This is a genomic window from Paenibacillus paludis (assembly GCF_042610515.1).
Classification (GTDB): Bacteria; Bacillota; Bacilli; order Paenibacillales; family Paenibacillaceae; genus Paenibacillus_AQ.
This window is the reverse complement of sequence record NZ_JBGJZP010000014.1, coordinates 123,138-144,140: the sequence shown is the minus strand read 5'-3', so window position 1 is coordinate 144,140 and position 21,003 is coordinate 123,138. Positions and strand designations below refer to the sequence as shown.

Here is a 21,003-nt window from a genome sequence, read left to right as displayed (position 1 = left end):
TAGAAACGTTTCCATCATTTTTTTGGAACTCCCCTTGCGAAGAGCATACTCTTAAAATGTATGCGCTGTCAATTGAATTTTTTTTCGAATTTCAAGTACATTAATTATATATACGGTCCTAAATGTTTCGAAACAATAATTATTTCAAAGATGATTGACATTTTTTAGCCACGAGACTAATATCGAGGTATACCTAACATGGAAACGTTTCTATTATCTTTTTTGGTGAAAATGCATGCCCTTGATGACATTTGATTTGAACTCCCCTATCCGTTCAATTTCATGTCCTATCCATGTAGTGGAAAGCGAGGGTTCTTATGATTTTCAGACCACAATCCAACATGATTACCTTTACACTCGATGAATCCAAGTACACGTTCTTGCCAACAGGCGACATCTTCGAATTCTCCAATGGGCCATTCCTCATCAATCAGTTCCAGGGCAATTCTATGGATGGTTCGGCCAATAATATTTATCTTCGCGTGCATACAGCACAAGGCATTGAAAGCTATCCCTTGCTGGGAATCCGCTCCCGCTCCAAACTATTGTACAATCACGAAAGACTTATTTACCAAGGCCGGATAGAGGCTATTGATTACCGTGTTACATTCTCTCCTGCCGCTGATGGCATCTGGTTCTGGCATATCCAGCTCTCTGGAAACGGGGAAACGGTTGATGTCATTTATGGACAGGATCTCGGTGTCGCTGAAAAAGGCGGCGTGCTGTCCAATGAGCTGTATATGAGCCAGTACCTGGATCACAGCATTTGGGAGGGTCCTAACGGTTACGCCGTATGCTCGCGCCAAAACCAGCCTCAGGGCATAGCTTTCCCCTATCTGCAGCAAGGTGTGCTTCAAACCAAAGCCGTCGGCTATTCAACGGATGGCACGCAGTTTTTTGGCTTATCTTATAAAGCCCTGGATGTTCCTCAAGTACTGGAAAGCGGCCTTCCGAATCAAAATGTTCAATATGAGCTGGCTTATACCGGTCTGCAAACAGAGCAAATGAAGCTGGCTGGAACCGTTGATTTTGCCTTCTACGGCCTGTTCTGCCAGACTCATCCCGCCGCAGTAACGTCTCTTGAGTTTGGGTCCCGGCTCCAGGAAGCTTATGCCTCCATAGACTGGAACCTGAGCGACGCTGTACAAGAGGGAGAAACGGTCACGCTCAGTGCTGAAATCGGGGGTCCTTATGTCTCTCCGCAGTGGTCACAAGCCGAGATTGATGCCGCGTTCCCTGAGCGGAAGCTCGAGGAATACGAGGATGGTAAACTGTTGTCCTTCTTTACTAATGACCACGTCCATGTCGTGCTGCAGCCTAAGGAACTGCTCGTTGAACGCCCGCACGGACATATCATTACCACCCTGATGGATGACACACAGGTCAATAACAAGCTGATTACGTCCACCAATTACATGTACGGTATTTTCAACGGTCAGACGGTGGCGGGCAATACTTCTTTCCATAAGCTTCTCTCCACGCCGCGCGGCCTACTCAATATTCTCAAGAACACAGGACAGCGCATTTATATCCGCCAGGATGGCGTCTACCGGATTCTTACGCTGCCGGCCGCTTATGAGATGGGTGTGAATTTTGCCAAATGGCATTACAAGCTGGAGGATGATACGTTAACGATCACCACCTTTACTGCCGCCAATCAACCGGATATTGTGCTTCAGGTACAATCAAAGCTCGGAAAATCCTACGATTACCTGATTACCAACCAGCTGGTTATAGGCGAGCATGAATTCCAGCATCCGGTGAGAGTCAGCGCTGCAGACGGAATTATCCGCATTCAACCAGATGAGGACGCTTGGCGGAACCATCCTTATCCCGGCCTGCATTATGACATTCAATTACCTGATACCGCTTTCAATTTCAGTGACGACCGGATATTCTTTGAAGACGGCAAGCCGCGCAACGGTACGCTGCTTACCCTTTCCGTAGAGCAGTCCTCAAGCTTCCAGCTAGTCATGCAAGGAAGGCTGGAGGACAAGGAAAGTTTGCCGCTGGCCCCTTACAGCTTTGAAGCTGAAGTAACATTGTACAGAGAATTCTACGAAGCGTTCAGTTCCCGTTTCTGCTTACAGATCGAGGGTGCCGAACAGGTGCAGATTGATAAATTGAACGAAACCGCATGGTGGTATACGCATAATGCAATGGTCCATTTTATTGTGCCGCACGGACTTGAACAGCCAGGCGGAGCCGCATGGGGCACGCGGGATGTATGTCAGGGGCCGATGGAATATTTCCTGATGACCCAGCATTATGAATTGGCCAGAAATGTTCTTTTGGAGATTTTTGCCCACCAGCTGTGGGAGAGCCGGGAGTGGCCGCAATGGTTTATGTTCGACCAGCACCCTGTCCAATCCCCTGAATGGCATGGCGATGTCGTGCTTTGGCCGCTTAAATGCATTGCCGACTATGTAATGGCTACCGGGGACAGCTCTATTTTCCAAGAAAAGGTAGTCTATCACTATCTGGCAGATGCCCTGCCTACCCGGGAGTCGGAATCCGTGCTGGAGCATGTCAAGGCAGCTGTGGACACAATCTGCAAGCGCTTCCTGCCTGGAACAGCCCTCATCTCCTATGCCGGCGGTGACTGGGATGATACCCTGCAGCCTGCCGATGAAGCGCTAAAGACCAAGCTGGTCAGCGCCTGGACCGTTGCCTTGGCATTCCAGGTCATCCGTAATCTGTCGCAGGTCACTGGATTCGACCCTGAGTTCTCAAAGTCGCTTGCTGAAATGGCAGAACGGATGAAGGTCTCTTTCCAGACGTTGCTCATTAAAGATGAGGTTATTGCCGGCTTCGCTTACTTCAAAGACGCCGAAACCATCGAATACATGCTGCATCCGCTGGACCAAAATACCGGAATACAGTATCGCCTGCTGCCGATGACACGCAGCATCATTGCCGAACTGGTGGACCCTGCACAAGCGGATATGAATCTGCGCCTGATTGATGAGCATCTCAAATGTCCGGATGGCGTACGCCTGATGGACCGCCCTGCCCGCTATGAAGGCGGCGTAAGCACCATTTTCCGGCGTGCCGAGCAGGCCGCCAATGTCGGCCGTGAAATCAGCCTGCAATACGTGCATGCCCACATTCGTTATCTTGAGGCGGCAGCTAAACTCGGAGATGCCGAGCGTGCCTGGGAAGGGCTATTCCAAATCAATCCGATCAATATCCGCGAAAGCGTGCCTAATGCGAAAATCCGCCAGAGCAACATGTATTTCAGCAGTTCTGACGGAGATTTCCCGGACCGCTACAGCTATCACAAGAATTTCGATCAGCTGCGCACCGGCAGCGTCCAAGTGAAAGGCGGCTGGCGGCTATATTCCAGCGGACCCGGCATTTACCTGAATCAGCTCATCTCGGGCATTCTGGGAATCCGCTTCACAGCAGACAGCCTGATTATTGATCCGGTTCTTCCGGCCAGCCTGGACGGTCTGCGCTTCACTTATCAATGCTTCGGCCGCACCTTACAATTTGTTTATCATATCGGATCGGGTTCCACCCGCACACCGGAACTGCGTTCGGAGGGCAATGCCGTTGCCGGCCAAATCCTGCCCAATCCGTATCGCCCGGGTGCGTTAAACATTCCTGCAAGCACTGTGCTTGCGCTGCCTGACGAAGAACTGCATATCTATCTATCCCAATAACTTTCAATGCGCTCGATGAAGAAGGAGTCTGCCATGACTAAACCGTTTATCCAAGAGCTTGTGAATGAAATGACACTGGACGAAAAACTGGCCCAATTAACCCAACTTGGTCCTTACTATTGGGGCCTGGACGATACCGTTGATTTGACGGGTCCGTTCAAGGAGCTCAAAATTAAGCCACATGCCATTGAGAATATCGGAAGCGTTCTGAACGGTGTTGGAGCCCGGAATGCCATCGAAATGCAGACCCGCCATATGCAAAAAAGCCGCCAGAAGATTCCGCTGCTCTTTATGGCGGATGTCATCCACGGCTACCGGACCATTCTGCCCATTCCTCTGGCGCTGGGCTGCAGCTTCGATCTGGAAGCCTGTGAACGCTTTGCCGAGCTCGCTGCCAAAGAAAGCGCGGCGGCCGGGATTCATGTCACTTTCTCACCGATGACCGATCTCGTCCGCGATCCGCGCTGGGGCCGTGTCATGGAAACCTCCGGCGAGGACCCTTATCTGAATGCCCGCGTCACCGAAAGCATGGTGCGCGGCTATCAGGGCAAAGACCTGAAGGAAAAAGGACGCATTGCCGCCTGTGTCAAGCATTTCGCCGGCTATGGCGCGCCTGAAGGCGGCCGGGAATACAATACGGTCGATATGTCCTCCGGTGTATTGCGTGAATTCTATCTGCCTGCCTACAAGGCCGCGGTCGATGCCGGTGTAGCTATGGTAATGGCCGCATTCAATACGGTAGACCGTATTCCGGCAACCGGAAATGAACAGCTTCTGCGCGGGATTCTGCGGGAAGAATGGGGATTCAACGGTGTTACCATCGCTGACTTCAATTCCGTCAATGAGCTGATCCCCCACGGGGCTGCAGTGGATGGCCGCGAAGCCGCAGAGAAAAGTCTGGCTGCCGGTCTTGATATTGAGATGATGTCCACCCACTATCTCCATCATGCCGCAGACCTGATTGAACAAGGCCGGCTTGATGTCGCTTTGATCGACGAAGCGGTTATCCGGGTACTGGAGCTTAAGGATGCACTGGGTTTGTTTGAAAATCCGTTTAAGGATGCGGATCCGCAAGTGGATGAGGCAGCCGAACCTAATGCGGAGCATCTGCAGACCGCACGCGAGCTTGGCGCAAGCTCGGTCGTGCTGCTGAAAAATGACAATGAAGCTTTGCCGCTCAAGCGGGGGATGAAAATCGGCCTGGCCGGTCCTTTCGCCACTTCCATACATGTGCTGGGCGGCTGGGCCGGAACGGAAAAGGATCCGGCGGTCTCGCTCTACACAGGACTTTCCCGGAAAACCTCAGCCGGGGATATCCTTACGGCAATGACCGGCGAGCTGGGGAGTATGCTGGAGGGTGTATTTGATGTAGAGGACGGGATAGAAGAAGCGTTTCACCGCTTGAAGGATTGCGATGTGATCCTTGCTGCAGTGGGCGAGAACCAGCAGGATACCGGAGAAGGCGGCAGCAAAACCAACCTGCGCCTGTCTCCTAATCAGGAGAAGCTGATCTGGCGCCTGAAGGACACCGGCAAAAAGATAGTGACCATTGTATTCAGCGGCCGGCCACTGGAGCTGAAGCCTGTGCTGGATGCCAGCGATGCTTTGCTCCAAGCCTGGTTCCTCGGCTCGGAGTCAGGGAACTCACTGGCAGATGTACTGTTCGGGGACTACAATCCATCCGGGCGTTTATCCATGAGCTTCCCCTACACTGTGGGCCAGATTCCGGTTTATTACAATGCTTATTCAACAGGACGTCCCTATGATCCCATGTATCCGCAAGTACGTTATGTAACCCGGTATTTAGACTGCCCCAATGACCCGCTCTTCTGCTTCGGCTATGGCCTGAGCTATTCTGATTTTGCTTACAGCAGCTTCAAGGTTGAAGCCGCTGACAAGCTTGTAGCCTCTATTGAGGTAGAGAATACCTCGGACATCGAAGGTAAAGAAACCGTTCAGCTCTATATTCACGATGTCAGCGCAAGCGTTGTGCGTCCGGTCAAAGAGCTTAAGGGTTTCCGGCAGCTTTCATTGGCAGCGCATGAGAAGCAGGTGGTTTCCTTTGAAATCACCAGAGACATGTTAATGTTCTATGGCAAGGACGATCAGCTTGTCTTCGAGCCTGGTGAATTTGATATTATGATCGGCCGAAACTCAGGAGATCATTTCACCCGGCGTATCCATATCGACTGATTTTGGCCAGAGAGGGGAATTTCCAAATGAAACGCCATTTATCATTCCAGAATGATGGAACCTTTAAAATTGTGCAATTTACCGATCTACATTGGATGGATGGAAGAGCCGAGGATCAGCGTACCCGTAAACTCATGGAGCGTATTATAGAAGCGGAGCGGCCTGATCTTATCGTTTTTACGGGGGATTTAATTTACACGGGTCCCGTTCCAGCGGAAGAAAAGGAATGTGAGAATCCTCAGGAAGCTTTCCGGGAGGCTGTCGCTGCTGTTGAACAAACCGGCATTCCCTGGGCCTTTGTATTTGGCAACCATGATACAGAAACCCGCATTTCCCGTGATGAACTGATGCAGGTAGCCTTGGAGCATCCTCACACGCTGGCTGAGGCCGGACCTGCGGAGCTTGCCGGTACAGGCAATTATACACTTGAAATTGAGGGACCTAATGGCCGCTCCGCTGCAGTTCTTTATTTTCTGGACTCCGGCAGCTATTCCGGTCTTGAGCAGGTACCAGGCTACAATTGGATCCAGCGGAATCAGCTTAACTGGCTGACCGCTGAATCGGCACGGCTGAATCCGCAAGCACATGAGGATAAGCTGCCTGCACTCGCATTCTTTCATATCCCGGTTCCCGAGTACCAGGAGGTATGGTCTACCCGGATCTGCCATGGACACCGATTCGAGCGCGTCTGTTCTGCTCCTGTTAATTCCGGATTATTTGCGACTTTGCTGGAAATGGGCGATGTGCTGGGCACCTTTTGCGGACATGACCATATCAACGACTTTGTTGGCAGCCTGCATGGCATACGCCTCTGTTACGGGCGGGCCTCAGGCTACAATACTTATGGAAAAGAAGGCTTTAAGCGGGGTGCCCGCGTGATAAAACTAACCCTGGGCGAAAAGAATTTTGATACTTGGCTCCGTCTTGAAGACGGCTCTACCGTACTGGAACAGCCCGTTCATGAGCCGGATAACGTAACGGTACATTAATCTTCCAAGCTGGAATTGTCCGGCTCTAATAATCAGTTCACCCGCTCTTGGAACGAGACTTCTCCGCATGATTGGCGGCGGTCTCGTTCTTTTTTCATTTACATAACACCAAATCAATGATTGACACACCCTAACGGCAATGTTAGCATATAACAAAATAATTCAAGTTATAATTCCTCACACAATGTTAACATTACATCTCTCTTGTATAAGCTCGATAATTTGGATTGAGCGTATCTACAGGCAACCGTAAATTGCCCCAGGCTACAAGAGGCAACGCAAGACCGAAGGGAACCAAAGCTGAGAACCGCATAATTATTATGCACTCTCCTATGGTGACGTTTGTCTTGCATGTGCCTCTTGTCATCCGGGGTTTTTTGATATTCATGTTAAGGACTTATTCAGATTAAAGGGAGTGAAGGCGATGAGCGCATCCTATGCACGGTTAAGCGAGTCCATCAGCAAGGCCAAGAATGTGAGGATTTATAAAAACAAGGATACCGCCTATGATTTCAAGCTGTACCCTTTCGGAGAACGGGGCACCTATATTGATCCCGAGCTGATTAGTGAAATCACTGATAATCTGGCAGACAGTGTTACGCAGCAATTCCCTGCATTTGATTATATCGTATCGCCTGAACCCGGCGGACACACTTGGGGGATGCTGGCAGCCTACAAGCTGATGAAACCGATGAACATCCTGCGGCTCAGCACCGAGCTGTACGACAATTATGAGGTATGCATCAAGCGGGAGACCGCTTATAACGAGAACTATATTTATTTTGACGGTTTCAAGGCCGGGGATCGGGTACTTATACTTGATGATGTCATCAGCTCGGGGGCGACTATCCGCTCCATCGCCGACCAAATGGCTGATATGGGCGTGCATTTAGTCGGGGTACAGGCGATTCTGGCCAAAGGCGAACACTACAAGGCGCTGGAAGCAGACTATGGCATACCGGTACGGGTGCTGTCTAAGGTATAAAGTGTTATAGAAGCTGATTTCAACTTATATAAATAACTTATTTAAGGGAGTGAAGATCGTATGGCTTTTTATTATGAACAGCCTTCAAGAACGTTCAGCGAATTTCTGCTTGTTCCGAACCTGACCACCAAGGATTGTATCCCGGGTAATGTCGATCTTAGAACCCCTGTAACGAAATTCCGCAAGGGTGAAGCGCCAGCGCTTACGATGAACCTTCCGGTAACCTCCGCCGTGATGCAGGCCGTTTCCGACCACAACATGGCTATCGCTCTGGCCAAAAGCGGAGGAATCTCCTTCATCTATGGCTCCCAGTCTGTGGAACAGCAGGTTGATATGGTGCGCAGAGTCAAGAAATTCAAGGCAGGCTTTGTCCTCAGCGACTCCAATCTGCGCCCGGAGGATACCCTGCAGGATGTGCTGGCCCTAAAAGCGCGCAGTGGCCACTCCACCATCGCCATCACGGACAACGGCGAGCCAACCGGCAAGCTGATGGGCATTGTCACCAGCCGTGATTACCGCGAGAACCGCCTGCCGCCGGAATGCCCGATTACGGAATTCATGACTCCTCTCTCCGCTTTGATCTACGCCGCAGAAGGCATCACTTTAACCGAAGCCAATGATATGATCTGGGACCATAAGCTGAACTGTCTTCCGATCGTGAACAGCAGCGGCCATCTCGTCTACCTGGTCTTCCGCAAGGACTACGACAGCCATCAGGAATATCCGCTGGAGCTGCATGACAGCAATAAACAGCTCATCGTCGGTGCCGGCATCAACTCCCGGGATTACAAGGAGCGGGTTCCGGCGCTGGTCGAAGCAGGAGCAGATGTGCTCTGCATCGATTCCTCCGATGGTTATTCGGAATGGCAGGCAGAGACCATCCATTATATTAAGGATACTTTTGGGGAATCGGTAAAGGTGGGTGCCGGGAATGTCGTGGATAAAGAGGGATTCCTCTACCTCGTTGAAGCAGGGGCGGACTTCGTCAAAGTCGGCATCGGCGGCGGCTCCATCTGCATCACCCGGGAACAAAAAGGTATCGGCAGAGGGCAAGCCTCCTCCGTCATTGAAGTGGCCGCGGCCCGCCAGGAATACTACGAACAGACCGGAATTTATGTCCCGATCTGCTCCGACGGCGGCATCGTCCACGATTACCATATCGTCCTTGCCTTAGCCATGGGTGCAGACTTCGTGATGCTGGGCCGCTATTTCGCCAGATTCGATGAAAGCCCTGGCCGCAAGCTGCTGGTCGGCGGGAACTTTGTCAAAGAATATTGGGGTGAGGGCTCCAGCCGGGCCCGCAACTGGCAAAGATACGACTTCGGCAACGCCGATAAAGAAAGCAAACTTGAATTCGAGGAAGGTGTCGATTCCTTCATCCCTTATGCCGGCAGACTCAAAGACAACCTGGATCTCAGCATCAGCAAAATCAAATCGACCATGTGCAACTGCGGCGCTTTAACCATTCCCGGGCTGCAGCAGCATGCCAAAATCACCCTCGTTTCCTCCACAACTATTTACGAAGGGGGGGCACATGATGTTATGCTAAAGGAAAAAGACAGAACATCCTGATCATTGGCAGCCTGTGAACACAGAAAGGTTGCTGCGGCGGGATCATTCTGATTCATAAGGAGCCCACACAATGACGTCATTACAAAAGGTTCTGGTCACCAAAACAGAGCTGCAGCAAAGAGTCCAGGAGCTTGGAGCAGACATATCACGGGATTACGAAGGCAAGGAGCTGGTGCTCATCGGCATCCTCAAGGGAGCAGCCGTATTTATGGCTGACCTGATGCGCGAGATCACCCTCCCCATCGGCATGGATTACATGTCCGTATCCAGCTATGGCGCCAGCTCTACCTCAAGCGGCGTCATCACCGTCAAAAAAGACATCGACACCGACATCCGCGGAAAACATGTCCTCCTTGTCGAGGACATGATTGACACCGGCCTGACCCTGCAGCATCTCAAGCAGCTCTTTGCTCTCCGTGAGGCCGCTAGTGTCCGCATCTGCACCATCCTCAGCAAGCCCTCCCGCCGTCTTGCCGACATCCCCATCGACTACTGCGGCATCGAAATCCCCGATGAATTCGTCGTCGGTTACGGATTGGACTATGCCGAACAATTCCGGAACCTGCCGGAGGTTTGGATTGTGCAGACGGGCGAATAGGGGGCAGCAAAAAGAGCCGGAACTTTTTAAGTGCCGGCTCTTTTTGCTGTAATGGATTCATAAGGCTTTTTTGGACCTGGTGACGCTTAAAGGCGCGCCCGACAAAGGGGATGCATACCGCGCTTATAACAACATAAACAACAATCCTCATAGTGATAATATCTACGGTCAAGCCGGGTTCGCTTCCAGCAGGCCATACACTCCTGGTTTCATCTTAATCGTCATTTGATCGACCGCTGTTTTGCATCCATTGTTTGGATTGAGTTTTTCTTTTGTCTGTTATTTTCATTGCCTAACAACTTCTCCCACCCGCTTGTACGTTGAAAGCAGAGGGATAAAAAAGCAAATACGGCATATCCGAGTATACCTCCCAAGAGGTTCAGAATTATATCATCAATGTCTGCGGAGGCTCCGATAAAATATTGCGAAAATTCGATACAAAAGCTCCAGAAAAAAATCACCAACACAGTTCTCCCAAAGGCTCGCGCCCATGAAAATACACTTGGCACAAAAAATCCACAGGGGATAAACATGATGATATTAGCATAGACCTGCACAATCGCTTTATCCGGCGACATTCCCCCTGACTCATTTAACCAGCGTAAAGGGATCAGATTCAAGTGATGTTGCGCCGGATGAAATGCTTCTTCTCCCCATGCTGAAATTATGGTGGCGTACAACACAATAAAACTGCACGCAGCAAATAACAAAAAGCACAACTGCCGGATTACATTTACCCGTCTCCTCAACAAAAAGAATACCGGCAAATATAAGATGGCGAGAGCCCCAATGATAATGCCCCCTATTATAAAGTAACCCAGTAAATCATTCATAGTGACCTCCATGTGAAGTGAGCGGTATCTTTACGCTAAATACGGTTTTCCCATTTTCACTCTGCATCCCGATCTGCCCCTCATGCCGCATTATTATTTCTTTGGCAATGGCCAGGCCCAAGCCTGCACCTCCCGTATTCGTTGAACGGGCATCATCCAATCGGTAGAACTTATCAAAGATACTGTTTTGCTTATCAGGCGGTATGGTTTGCCCGGTGTTCGTAAAGGTAATGTTGGCCATACCCTCATGGGCTTTTGCCGCCACCTCAATCGTGCTGTTATCGTCACTGTATGCAACGGCATTTTTCAAAATGTTATTAAAAACCCGCGCCAGCTTATCTGCATCACCATAAACGGTTATCGTATCCTCGGCGTCAATAACCATCTTTTTTCCGGCAGTCGTGAGCGAGGGATAAAATTCATCCGGCATTTGTATCAGCATATAAGAGATGTCAACGTTCTGTTTGTTGAGCTGGAGCGTTTGCTGGTTATACCTTTCGACTTCAAAAAAATCATGGATAAGGCGCTCCAAATGATTCGCCTTATCCAAAGTAATTTTCATATATTTCTCTTGTTGCTCCTTCGGCATATCGGAAGCTTCGTTAAGTAAACTCAAATATCCAATGACGGAAGTAAGCGGCGTTTTTATATCATGAGCCAGATACATGACCAAATCTCTTTTGTTCTGCTCTGCCACCTGTACTTCCAGTTCACGTTTTTTGAGGGTTTGCTTCACAAAAATCAGTTTCTGCTCCATTGAGGACATCTCCGGTGATAGCGTAATATCTGCTTCATCCTTAATTAGGGCATCCATTCCTGCATTGACTTCATTAAAATATTTTGTAAACCAGGATAAAGAAAAATAGAAAAAAATAAGAAAAAAGGCCGATATCGCTATCAGCATTATGATTTCCCAATGATCACGGAAAGTACTTTCGTAAATCGAAAGGGCATCGCTATATTCGTAACCAAAAACATGCTGTAATAACAGAACGCCTCCCTCACCCAGTCGTCCTCGAACCAGTAAATATAGAATATCCACTGCGATGATAGCAAGAATTATCAAAATCAGCATTCGAATGAATACTTTCATCCTTAACTTTGCATAGTTCATCTGAATATGGGTTTTACTTTTCAATTTTATACCCCACCCCCCATATCGTTCGGATCCATTTCGGATTATCTACCGAATCATTCATTTTTTCGCGCAAATGCCTGATATGAACAGTGATGGTATTATTATTTTTATTGTAATATTCATCGCCCCAAATCACGTGAAATAATTGTTCCGAGCTGATGACTTTGCCTTTATTCTCACAAAGGACCCGTAAGATTGAAAATTCTGTAGGTGTAAGAGATAACTGTTTTTCGTTCAGCCAGCACTCATGGGTGTTCACATCCAGAACCAGGCCGGAATAGGCTATGACCGTTTCATCAGGCACTGGCATGGACTTGTATTTCTTATATCTGCGCAATTGCGCCTTTACCCGCGCGACCATCTCAAGCGGACGAAACGGTTTGGTAATATAATCGTCTGCCCCCATCGTAAGACCAGTAATCTGGTCTGTTTCTTCATCCTTAGCCGTAAGCATTATAATAGGAAAATTATGATTTTCCCGAATGCGCTGGCAGATGGTAAAACCGTTAATATCCGGAAGCATAACATCCAGAATTGCTAAATCCACATGTTCATTCTCAATATACTTGAGGGCATCCTGCCCATTATAAAACTTATAAACATTGAAATTTTCATTTCTTAAGTAGATTTCGATCAGATCGGTGATGGCCTGCTCATCATCCACCACCAGAATATTATCAGTCACTGTGGGATCACCTGCCTTCACTGCATGAAATATACTTATTGTACCAGAAAACGGAAAGGGCTTATGTTGTTTTTTTCTTGTTTAATTCTTAAGATAATCCTAAGGTTAGCTGAATTCCCCACATAAAGAAGGCTGTCGAAACTTTCTCGACAGCCTTAGATTTTGAATGCAATCACGAAGTAGTTACTGGTATTGTACCGGACTTCACTCTGGCGCTGAACCCGGCAACTGCTTTTTTCAATAGTAAGGCCAGTCCAAACGTAATGAGAATACAAATCGCATTCAGAACAAGGTCGTTCACCTGCAGGTCCAGGCTCCTCCGGAGATCCGTCAACATCTTGAGCATTCTTTCATGAAGCAGATAAATCTCCAGACTATGCGTGCCGCAGAATGAGAGGAAGGGATAACGGGTCCATTTACGCTCTGCCATCCAGTGCAGCACTCCCGCCGCCAAGATGCATAAAGGCAGTGTAATCAGAATAAAAGGATACCACCACAGTCCATAACTCCATACATAGTCCTGCAGATATTTCTGGCTAACTACCAGCAGCAATATACCTGAGGCAAACACTGCAAGATGCATGATCAGACTCAGCCGCGAGATTGCCCGTTTTTGTTCGATAAGGTATCCAACAAACACGCCTACACAGAATATCGGAATTCTTATCGTAAAAATCAGCAAATAGGAGAACGAAGTTCCAGATAGAACTACGCTGAGCAGTATTCCAAGAAGGCTGGCCACAGCAACGGTAATCACCTTATTCCGCTCCCTGAAAAAATACATAAACAGCGGCGTAAGCAAATACAACACCAATAGTGCAGGGACGTACCAGTCAAACCGGCTGTCCAGCCCGAGCCAAAAGCTAAGCGTCGTCAGATTCAGAAGGACCTCTGTAAAGGACATCTCACCGATCCCCCAATACAGAAGGCAAAATAACAGCACCACCGGAAGATACGTTGGCAGAATCCGCTGCAGCCGTCTTTTGTAAAAGGTAGCCATGCTGACATTGTCGCGATAGGCATAATATAACCCCAAACCCGAAACCAGCAGGAAGATATCGACTCCACCGTACCCATAGGCTTGCAAGGTGCCGAGAACCGGCACGGAGGATGCATTAATCGTCGAATGATACAGCACCACCCACAGAATCGCCAGTCCCATGAGTTGGGTACGATACGTGCTGATCAGCTTATAATTAAGCTTTGTCATGGATAACCTCCTGAAGCGCCGGCAGCTGGCGGGAAGAGGGGCTCGCAGGCATTAGACTGGAAAGTTTCTTGTAATTCAGCGAAAAGAGAATGCCAAGCGAAGCTTCCGCAAGAATGATTAAATCCCGATTAGAAATCACCAGCGGAATCGCAACCACACTAATGACGATAAGAACCCAAACCGCCGGATACCCCATATACGGCTCGATGAAGCGGCCCAGCCACAGCAGGACTCTCATCGCCACATAAGTGCAGACCAGTGCCAGACACCATATCCACACAATATACAGGCGGCCCAGCCCAAGCCGGTCAAAGGCCAAGATCAAGATCAGATGGGTAAATAGAAATAGAAATGAATGCTTACCGAAATAGAGCATCAGATTACTGGGAGCATAGCTTTTTTTCCTTCTGAAGAGATAAAAGACCCCGAACAATACAAACAAAGACAGCAGAAGATAGTTCACAGACATATTGTATTTGATAAAATCCGCTTCACGCACTCCACCGTAACTGGATATCACGAGCAGTGCCCCGGCTATAAGTGCTCCAATAAGGTTCACCCTGTTGCTGCACCGATAAGCGAAGATCCCGGCCACAAATGCAAACATCCATGGGAAATAGGTAAACCCAACAGTTTCTGTGAATAGTATGGATTTGAACGGGAAGTCCGGCAATAGACTGCCAATGAAAAAATGAACCGGAAAAACAAGCAACGCCAATAGGAGATATAAATAGAGTGAAGGTTTCAAATATTTCTCTATGAGGTATACACTCAGCACTCCGAGTGCAATGATCTGGGGAACATCCATTACCGAAAACGCCTGAACCTCCGGTTTCCACATGAGATTATAGGAGAAACCGATGACAGCGAACAACACGTAGAAGCTAAGCAGCGATCTGAAGCTTTTCCTTCGAACCTGCAAGGTGGTCGTCACCCCCGAGACAGCAAAGAAAAGTACAGGGGCCAAACCGGCAATAATCTGAAACACCCGCTCATTGCCATTAAAATAAAGCGGAATATGGGCCACAATCATCAAAATACAGCTAATCCCCTTAATAGCATCCAATGAATAGTCATATTCCTTCATTCCCCTCACTCTCCTCCCCCTTTATTTGACTTTCTTATAGAGTGCTTTCTTATAGAGTANAAAATAAAGCGGAATATGGGCCACAATCATCAAAATACAGCTAATCCCCTTAATAGCATCCAATGAATAGTCATATTCCTTCATTCCCCTCACTCTCCTCCCCCTTTATTTGACTTTCTTATAGAGTGCTTTCTTATAGAGTACTTTCTTTTAGAGTATAAGACGGAATTCATAACTTTCCATCACTCTAAAGTGTAAGATTGGGTTGTGGGGGGGGGGGGCGTTAAAGTGCCAGATCTAAAAATGGCATATTTTCTCTCTCTATCGCCTATGTCAATTTTATTATAGTTACCTTTTTTTCGTAAAACTGTTACGTATATTCTCCAGTACTTCTGGTCTATATTTATTACAAAAAACAGCGGAACAGAGATATTCTCTGCTCCGCCATTGAGCAATTATGTTCGTTTACCAAGACACACTACTCTTAGCTGCCGGCATGCGCCCATTATTTCCTTTACCTCGCCATTCTTCCAGAAGTCCCATTTCACCATACTTGGCATTGATATCCCTCCAGCATTTAAAACTATGTTTGTTTTTTAGAACCGATGAGATCTAGATCAAAACCAGCTTTAAGGAATATTTCTGACGAATATATTCACTAGGTGTAGCCTTCACTACGGCCAACTTAAGCTCAGCTGTATACGAAAAAATCGTCTCTGATACTCACTGAACGTTAGGATTCCCCTCTAATCTTCTTATGATGTCTTCAGTAAACAGAGTTCGATTTAACTTTCCCAATGCCATATCCCACTCCTTTTCCAGTACTCTGATTAAAACACAAAAGACCCACAAGAAAGTCACTTTTTTTAAAGTGTCTTTCTTGTGGGTCACGATTCAATCCCGTCAGCTCTTTTTCATTTTTCGGATGCTGCGTAGTATGGTCCTACTTGAAATCAAGTATTCATAGATTGGTTTTATACATTCTTTCTCTTTTCCAATCCACGTTTCCTTTAATGACCCGAGCAGGCGTTCCTACCGCTATACTATTGTTCGATATTTTTTGGGTTACAATAGATCCCATACCTATTATTGAATTATTGCCTATGGAAGCCCCTTTCAATATCTTAACATCTTCGGCCACCCATACATGGTTGCCAATAACAATATCCTTAGCATAGTTTATCCTCTCATGAGTTACTACATCTATAATACTATGAGAATCACTATTTCTTATGCTTATATTAGCCGAGAACATACAGTCACTCCCAATTATTATAGAAGTATCCAGTTCAAGGGCCGCCACTTGTATACCTTCAGCAGTAGTCTTATCATCGATTAATATTTTACAGCCGTTATCCTCGAAACAAAAACCACTATTCTTAATAATACATTGTTCTCCAATCTCAATCTTGTGATTGTTTCCTACTATTAGAATACCGGTATTAATCAAAACTGCATTCTTTTTAATCGACACTACATTGTTATTACCAATTATTATTATTGATGTTTTCTTTAAAAAAGTGCGTTCGTAGTGTACGATATTATTTTTCCCTTTTATCTTTTTTCTGTTCCAACTAATGATGTTGAAGATAAAAGAAATCATTACTCCAATAAACTCATATTTTTGTGTATAAATCCATATCTTTTTTAGCACACGTCAAAACCTCCAAAGTTATATAGAACTTATACGGAATCAATTTCTATACAAACGTTGTACGTTAAAATGGTTCTATTTTCTTCTTCTCAAGATAGTTAAGATACAAAATTATAAAAGGTAAAATAAACAAGGTTCTAAAATAAAATAAGTTGTTGAAGCCAATTTCAAACATGAAAAAGACAACAAACATAAGAAGCCCCTCTAACTTATTGTTCATGTTAATTCTAAAAAACAAAAAGAGCGAACAATAGAACAATATAGCAAAAACCAATGTCCCACGAAGTATTATTGAAATTAATCCGGAATCATGAAATGTAAGTTTGTCATAGAAATCCGCAGAGTACCCCATTGCCGATAAGGGGTTATCAAAGATGTAGTTTAGGCTGCTTTGCAGGTTACCATGTCCCGAATATCTTCCGAGTAGTCCGTTTCCCGATTTTGACGGATCAAAAATTATAAAGAACTCTCTAAAATTAAAACTTCCGCTATATAATATATAAGCTAACCCCAAAGAAAAAGCGATCATCCACAGTAGTTTCTTCTCAGATTTATAAATCAAATATAGAACTCCGAGCACTAAGAAAATTATTCCAGTATTGGAGTTCATTAAATAACAAAACACTAAGAAGTTAATAGCAAACACATAGTATCTTTTTTTGCCGGATGTCTCATAAGTTTTAATATTTAAATAGAAAAAAATAAACATATAAAAAGCTGCTACTGAGTGAGTTCCAAAAACGAGTACAGGTTTTCCTAGTTTAAGCATAAGTGGAACTAATTCAGGATAAAAGTCGTTATAGTGATTTATAAAGAAATTTGCTACTTGTTGCAATTTAAAAACCATGGCCCAAGCTATAGCAATAGCAGTAACCGTTACAATATTAAAACAGATAAAAACTGATCGCTTAGCATCAATTTTTTTGAAGTTAATGCAGAACATCAAAGTAAACATTGCAATCAATATGCTTGTACCATAATCAACGACCGCTGGATGTCGAAAAAACGTAACCAACCATAGGAAGGCATTAATAATGATGAAGCTAGCCACGAAGTGAAATTTAATTTTGTTGACCATCGGTATCAACACGCATAAGAATAGTCCAAACAGAACAGGAGTTACTTTATAAATGTTTTCTGATATAATGCTGCCACTTGATGTTGGGAACATCAAGCCGACAGTTAGTAATGCAATAAAAATTAAAGAAATAAATCTATTTCTACGATCATTTTGTATTTGATTCTGTAACATGTGCATCCCTTACAACCACCTAGTGTTTTTTAAACAACCGAATATATTATAACATTGAATAGGGGATTACTGGATAACTATCTAAAAATATATTTTTAGATGCGGACATTTAATGGTCAACAAGGCCCTACCAGTGTAAATGAAACATTACATTGTTTACGTAAGTGTCTGCCGTGAGGAAATGCAGTTCCATTTCATGTGTGCTGGACTGCACTTGTCCATCCTTTTTCTCCTTTGATTTCATGCTGCGGTTAGCAGAGCACTAGTTATTCGTTCATCGAGTTCAATGAATTTTCTACTCATAGCTACAAGCTTTTCAGAACCCCAGTCAAACTAGGGGATTATACAAAAAGAGCTTTTGAGGATATCCCGCCGGCTCTTTTTCTTGTTTCCAATTGCTACAAAGCATGGTCTTTCTTGTACTAAATAGCAAGTATTTTTTTGATTTCTTCACAAAACCTGCGGTCCAACTCTTGAATTAAATCAGCCGGCGCTCTAATCAAAGAGTTCTTTTCACTCAATTTAAGTGAAGCTTCTTTGATCGCTTTAGCAATATCTTCAGGTTTGTGTTTTTCATAAAATATTGTAAATTCTGAAAAAGGCGACTGAACAACACACGGAATGTTTGGTGATACTACATATAGACCATGTGATATGTACGTTGGTATTTTGGAAGGAAAAGTGTAATTAGCTGAATCCATTTCTTCTTCCGAATATGCATGACTACTTAAGCCTATATGGCAGGAATGTAGAAAGTCAGAAAAATCTTGTCCTCTTAATCTTCCATGAAAAATAACTGCTTCATACCCTTTCTCTATATTTATGTCTTTTACAATTCCTTCGAATTCATCGATTTCATGATCTTCGCCAAAACCAAGGATATGAATTTTATAGTTAGCATCTAAATAAAGCGCCGACTGTGCCCCAAGAATAGCTGCTCTCCGTGAACTTTCTATTATTCCTGCATACACCACATGAGTTTTCTCATCAGAGAACTGTTGGTTCAACCTTTTGGGTTGATTATAATTACCGAATGATAGAACATAAGGCTTTCCATTGTTAAATTTTTCCTCCGCAATACTATTCATAAAAAGGTATTCGTCTGCTTCCTTGATAAATCTAATTTCCTTTTCTTTAAACCTTAAAGCCTTCTTGTTCACAGCATGATAAAGATCGTTAAACTCTAAAATTAGTTTGAATTTCTTTAATTTTCTTAACAACTTAAATGGTTCAATATATAGTAAAGAATGATAAACTAAAACAGTTTCATTTTTTTTCACATTCAAAAGTACATATATTATAATTTGAAGCCACATAAACAACACTGTTAACTTGTTAATAAATTTACCTGGGTACCTAAAAGTAGGTAAATAAATCTGTTTTTCTTTCTCATTTTTTTCAATAACCGTTTTACCTAAAAAACCCATTCCACTTTTCACCAATGCTGTTGACACTAGATTTAATTGTGCCCCGGATCTAATTAAAGCTTCTTTTACGTACTCAACCTTTGCAAAAGATGCTGGAATAGCTTGCCTCCCCTTTTCCATCTCTTCGCTTAAATAGAAAGAAAAGTAATGAACTCTGCTACTCAATTCAAATGTCCCCCTTATTTTAACGATTTCTTGAATTAAGTAACCGCAAAACGTAGATATTCACAAAAATCACCAATTACTTATTTTAATAACAAAATCAGTTGTCTTTTTAGTGAAGCAAACTGAAAAATGCAATAAGGCAATAAAATAAAAATATCAGAGAGTACGACAATCGTCCAATCACTATAAATTTTCACTCCAAAATAAATAAAAATAAACTTAAACACTACACCAAAAGTGTAACAAATTAATTGCAATCTTATTTTCCCCAAGCCACATGCAAACGTAGATAAAACATTTTGATAAACAAAAACACTTCCAAATATAGCGAATAGTATACTTTTGTCGTAAGTAATACTTATTGAATTTCCACCTAACCAAATGTTAACAATAGGTTGTAAAAACGGTATGATTAAAAATTGAATTATTATAACAAGTAAAACTAAACGATGCAAGAGTTTAAAGTACTTAGTAATCCATAAACCATCTTTTTCTTCACAGGCTTTGGTAATTGCAGACCATAATGGCGTAAGAGCAAGTGTAAAAAGCATTCCTGGTAAAGAAAACAATCGATAATATATCTGATAATCCACCACACTCGTAGGACTTATAAAATTTGTTATTAATATTGAATTTGTACCTGTTATTAACATGTACATGATTTGATTTAGAAAAAACAAACCACCCAACTGCATTATAGCTTTTGAAGCCCTCTTATTAAGAAATTTAATGCTTGGAGCATAACCTTTTAATCTGGTTGTAAATATAATGATAGTGGTAACTAAGAGTGGAACAATTACACACAATAAATAAACTACAGATAGTATCTTAATATTAGTTTCGACATCAGACGAAGTGTAAATTAAGACAAAAAACAATTGCGATACACTGGTGATTAAACTAATTAAATTATTGATAGCGGATTTTTGGATTGCATACAACACAGAAGAAATTAAGCCAAAAAATAATTGAAGCATTATTGTATACAAAACACATCTAACCACAAAATTCATAGTGTGAGCAGATATCAAATCGGTAGAAATATTAAAAATCGAATTCCAATCCAAATATTTAAATGCAATAGTTGCTAGGAATGAAAAAACAATCACTAGGCTACCTATAACAAAGTAAGCTGAAGATATATATAATCTAGCTTCAAGTTTATCGTTTCGAACTAAAGCACCTACAAGTTTATTTCGCAATCCATTCCCTATACCAAAATCAAAAGAGAGAATCCAAGTTAAAACTGATAAAATAGTAAACCATACCCCAAGAATATCCTTATTATCGAAAAACCTTATATAGGCAGGGAGACTAAAAAAGGAAATTAGTAAGGCCCCACCTTTGATAATAAAAGCTGCACTAATATTTCGAAGCACAGCTTTATCATTTTCATTTGATATGAATTTATCCATAAATTTCCTCATAAATATGCTCCATTCACCATAAGAAACAATCTTAAGAAAAAAACTGTAGTTGTTGTTATGAATTTTTATGCACTAGTACATGACATAATAATGTGTTCCACATTAAATGATCTACAGAAATAA

15 protein-coding genes and 1 riboswitch are annotated in these 21,003 nt (G+C 44.3%); of the genes, 6 read left to right on the top strand and 9 right to left on the bottom strand.

The genetic code is table 11. The features are described from left to right. The first annotated feature begins 317 nt into the window (after positions 1-317). The 6 genes from ACAN56_RS23900 to hpt all read left to right on the top strand — a co-directional run bounded on the left by ACAN56_RS23900 (position 318) and on the right by hpt (position 10,002). Positions 318-3,665 (top strand): GH36-type glycosyl hydrolase domain-containing protein, encoded by a 3,348-nt coding sequence (locus tag ACAN56_RS23900; RefSeq protein ID WP_379146004.1) that lies wholly within the window; start codon positions 318-320, stop codon positions 3,663-3,665. Positions 3,666-3,698: 33 nt separating this feature from the next. Beyond that, complete coding sequence (gene bglX, locus ACAN56_RS23895; RefSeq protein WP_379146003.1) at positions 3,699-5,858, top strand: beta-glucosidase BglX; 2,160 nt, start codon at positions 3,699-3,701, stop codon at positions 5,856-5,858. Positions 5,859-5,884: 26 nt separating this feature from the next. Beyond that, positions 5,885-6,847: a metallophosphoesterase family protein gene (locus tag ACAN56_RS23890; protein ID WP_379146002.1), complete on the top strand. Its 963-nt coding sequence runs from the start codon at positions 5,885-5,887 to the stop codon at positions 6,845-6,847. A 184-nt stretch (positions 6,848-7,031) separates the two neighbouring features. Further along, positions 7,032-7,134: riboswitch (purine riboswitch) on the top strand. A gap of 137 nt (positions 7,135-7,271) precedes the next feature. Continuing rightward, positions 7,272-7,832, top strand: coding sequence for a phosphoribosyltransferase (locus tag ACAN56_RS23885; protein WP_341119075.1), 561 nt, complete (start codon positions 7,272-7,274; stop codon positions 7,830-7,832). A gap of 60 nt (positions 7,833-7,892) precedes the next feature. Continuing rightward, positions 7,893-9,404, top strand: a complete 1,512-nt coding sequence (locus tag ACAN56_RS23880; protein ID WP_038595752.1) for an IMP dehydrogenase — start codon at positions 7,893-7,895, stop codon at positions 9,402-9,404. Between the two features lie 70 nt (positions 9,405-9,474). Further along, positions 9,475-10,002 (top strand): hypoxanthine phosphoribosyltransferase, encoded by a 528-nt coding sequence (hpt, locus tag ACAN56_RS23875; protein ID WP_038595755.1) that lies wholly within the window; start codon positions 9,475-9,477, stop codon positions 10,000-10,002. 221 nt (positions 10,003-10,223) lie between these two features. On the opposite strand, the gene ACAN56_RS23870 is transcribed toward hpt, so the two are convergent. The 9 genes from ACAN56_RS23870 to ACAN56_RS23830 form a co-directional block, all read right to left on the bottom strand. After that, a complete protein-coding gene (locus ACAN56_RS23870; protein WP_076114205.1) occupies positions 10,224-10,835 on the bottom strand; it encodes a VanZ family protein in 612 nt (203 codons plus the stop codon). Beyond that, positions 10,828-11,949, bottom strand: coding sequence for a sensor histidine kinase (locus tag ACAN56_RS23865; protein ID WP_379146025.1), 1,122 nt, complete (start codon positions 11,947-11,949; stop codon positions 10,828-10,830). Before ACAN56_RS23865 ends, ACAN56_RS23870 begins: the two co-directional genes overlap by 8 nt. A gap of 13 nt (positions 11,950-11,962) precedes the next feature. Next, complete coding sequence (gene vanR / locus ACAN56_RS23860) at positions 11,963-12,658, bottom strand: VanR-ABDEGLN family response regulator transcription factor (RefSeq protein WP_379145999.1); 696 nt, start codon at positions 12,656-12,658, stop codon at positions 11,963-11,965. A gap of 172 nt (positions 12,659-12,830) precedes the next feature. Further along, positions 12,831-13,868: an acyltransferase family protein gene (locus ACAN56_RS23855; RefSeq protein ID WP_379145998.1), complete on the bottom strand. Its 1,038-nt coding sequence runs from the start codon at positions 13,866-13,868 to the stop codon at positions 12,831-12,833. Beyond that, positions 13,855-14,955 (bottom strand): hypothetical protein, encoded by a 1,101-nt coding sequence (locus ACAN56_RS23850; protein ID WP_379145997.1) that lies wholly within the window; start codon positions 14,953-14,955, stop codon positions 13,855-13,857. Before ACAN56_RS23850 ends, ACAN56_RS23855 begins: the two co-directional genes overlap by 14 nt. Positions 14,956-15,916: 961 nt before the next feature. Next, positions 15,917-16,609 (bottom strand): acyltransferase, encoded by a 693-nt coding sequence (locus tag ACAN56_RS23845; RefSeq protein WP_341095800.1) that lies wholly within the window; start codon positions 16,607-16,609, stop codon positions 15,917-15,919. 64 nt (positions 16,610-16,673) lie between these two features. After that, the gene (locus tag ACAN56_RS23840; protein ID WP_379145995.1) at positions 16,674-17,867 is read right to left on the bottom strand and encodes a glycoside hydrolase family protein; all 1,194 of its coding nucleotides are present in this window, start codon (positions 17,865-17,867) and stop codon (positions 16,674-16,676) included. Between the two features lie 416 nt (positions 17,868-18,283). Further along, positions 18,284-19,453: a glycosyltransferase family protein gene (locus ACAN56_RS23835; protein ID WP_379145994.1), complete on the bottom strand. Its 1,170-nt coding sequence runs from the start codon at positions 19,451-19,453 to the stop codon at positions 18,284-18,286. Between the two features lie 80 nt (positions 19,454-19,533). After that, entirely contained in the window at positions 19,534-20,868 is a 1,335-nt protein-coding gene (locus ACAN56_RS23830) for an MATE family efflux transporter (protein ID WP_379145993.1), read from the bottom strand. Positions 20,869-21,003: the final 135 nt, after the last annotated feature.

Coding starts and splice junctions, on each gene's coding strand:
- ACAN56_RS23900 (WP_379146004.1), top strand. CDS start 318: ATGATTTTCAGACCACAATCCAACATGATTACCTTTACACTCGATGAA.
- bglX (WP_379146003.1), top strand. CDS start 3,699: ATGACTAAACCGTTTATCCAAGAGCTTGTGAATGAAATGACACTGGAC.
- ACAN56_RS23890 (WP_379146002.1), top strand. CDS start 5,885: ATGAAACGCCATTTATCATTCCAGAATGATGGAACCTTTAAAATTGTG.
- ACAN56_RS23885 (WP_341119075.1), top strand. CDS start 7,272: ATGAGCGCATCCTATGCACGGTTAAGCGAGTCCATCAGCAAGGCCAAG.
- ACAN56_RS23880 (WP_038595752.1), top strand. CDS start 7,893: ATGGCTTTTTATTATGAACAGCCTTCAAGAACGTTCAGCGAATTTCTG.
- hpt (WP_038595755.1), top strand. CDS start 9,475: ATGACGTCATTACAAAAGGTTCTGGTCACCAAAACAGAGCTGCAGCAA.
- ACAN56_RS23870 (WP_076114205.1), bottom strand. CDS start 10,835: ATGAATGATTTACTGGGTTACTTTATAATAGGGGGCATTATCATTGGG.
- ACAN56_RS23865 (WP_379146025.1), bottom strand. CDS start 11,949: ATGAACTATGCAAAGTTAAGGATGAAAGTATTCATTCGAATGCTGATT.
- ACAN56_RS23855 (WP_379145998.1), bottom strand. CDS start 13,868: ATGACAAAGCTTAATTATAAGCTGATCAGCACGTATCGTACCCAACTC.
- ACAN56_RS23850 (WP_379145997.1), bottom strand. CDS start 14,955: ATGAAGGAATATGACTATTCATTGGATGCTATTAAGGGGATTAGCTGT.
- ACAN56_RS23840 (WP_379145995.1), bottom strand. CDS start 17,867: ATGCACATGTTACAGAATCAAATACAAAATGATCGTAGAAATAGATTT.
- ACAN56_RS23830 (WP_379145993.1), bottom strand. CDS start 20,868: ATGGATAAATTCATATCAAATGAAAATGATAAAGCTGTGCTTCGAAAT.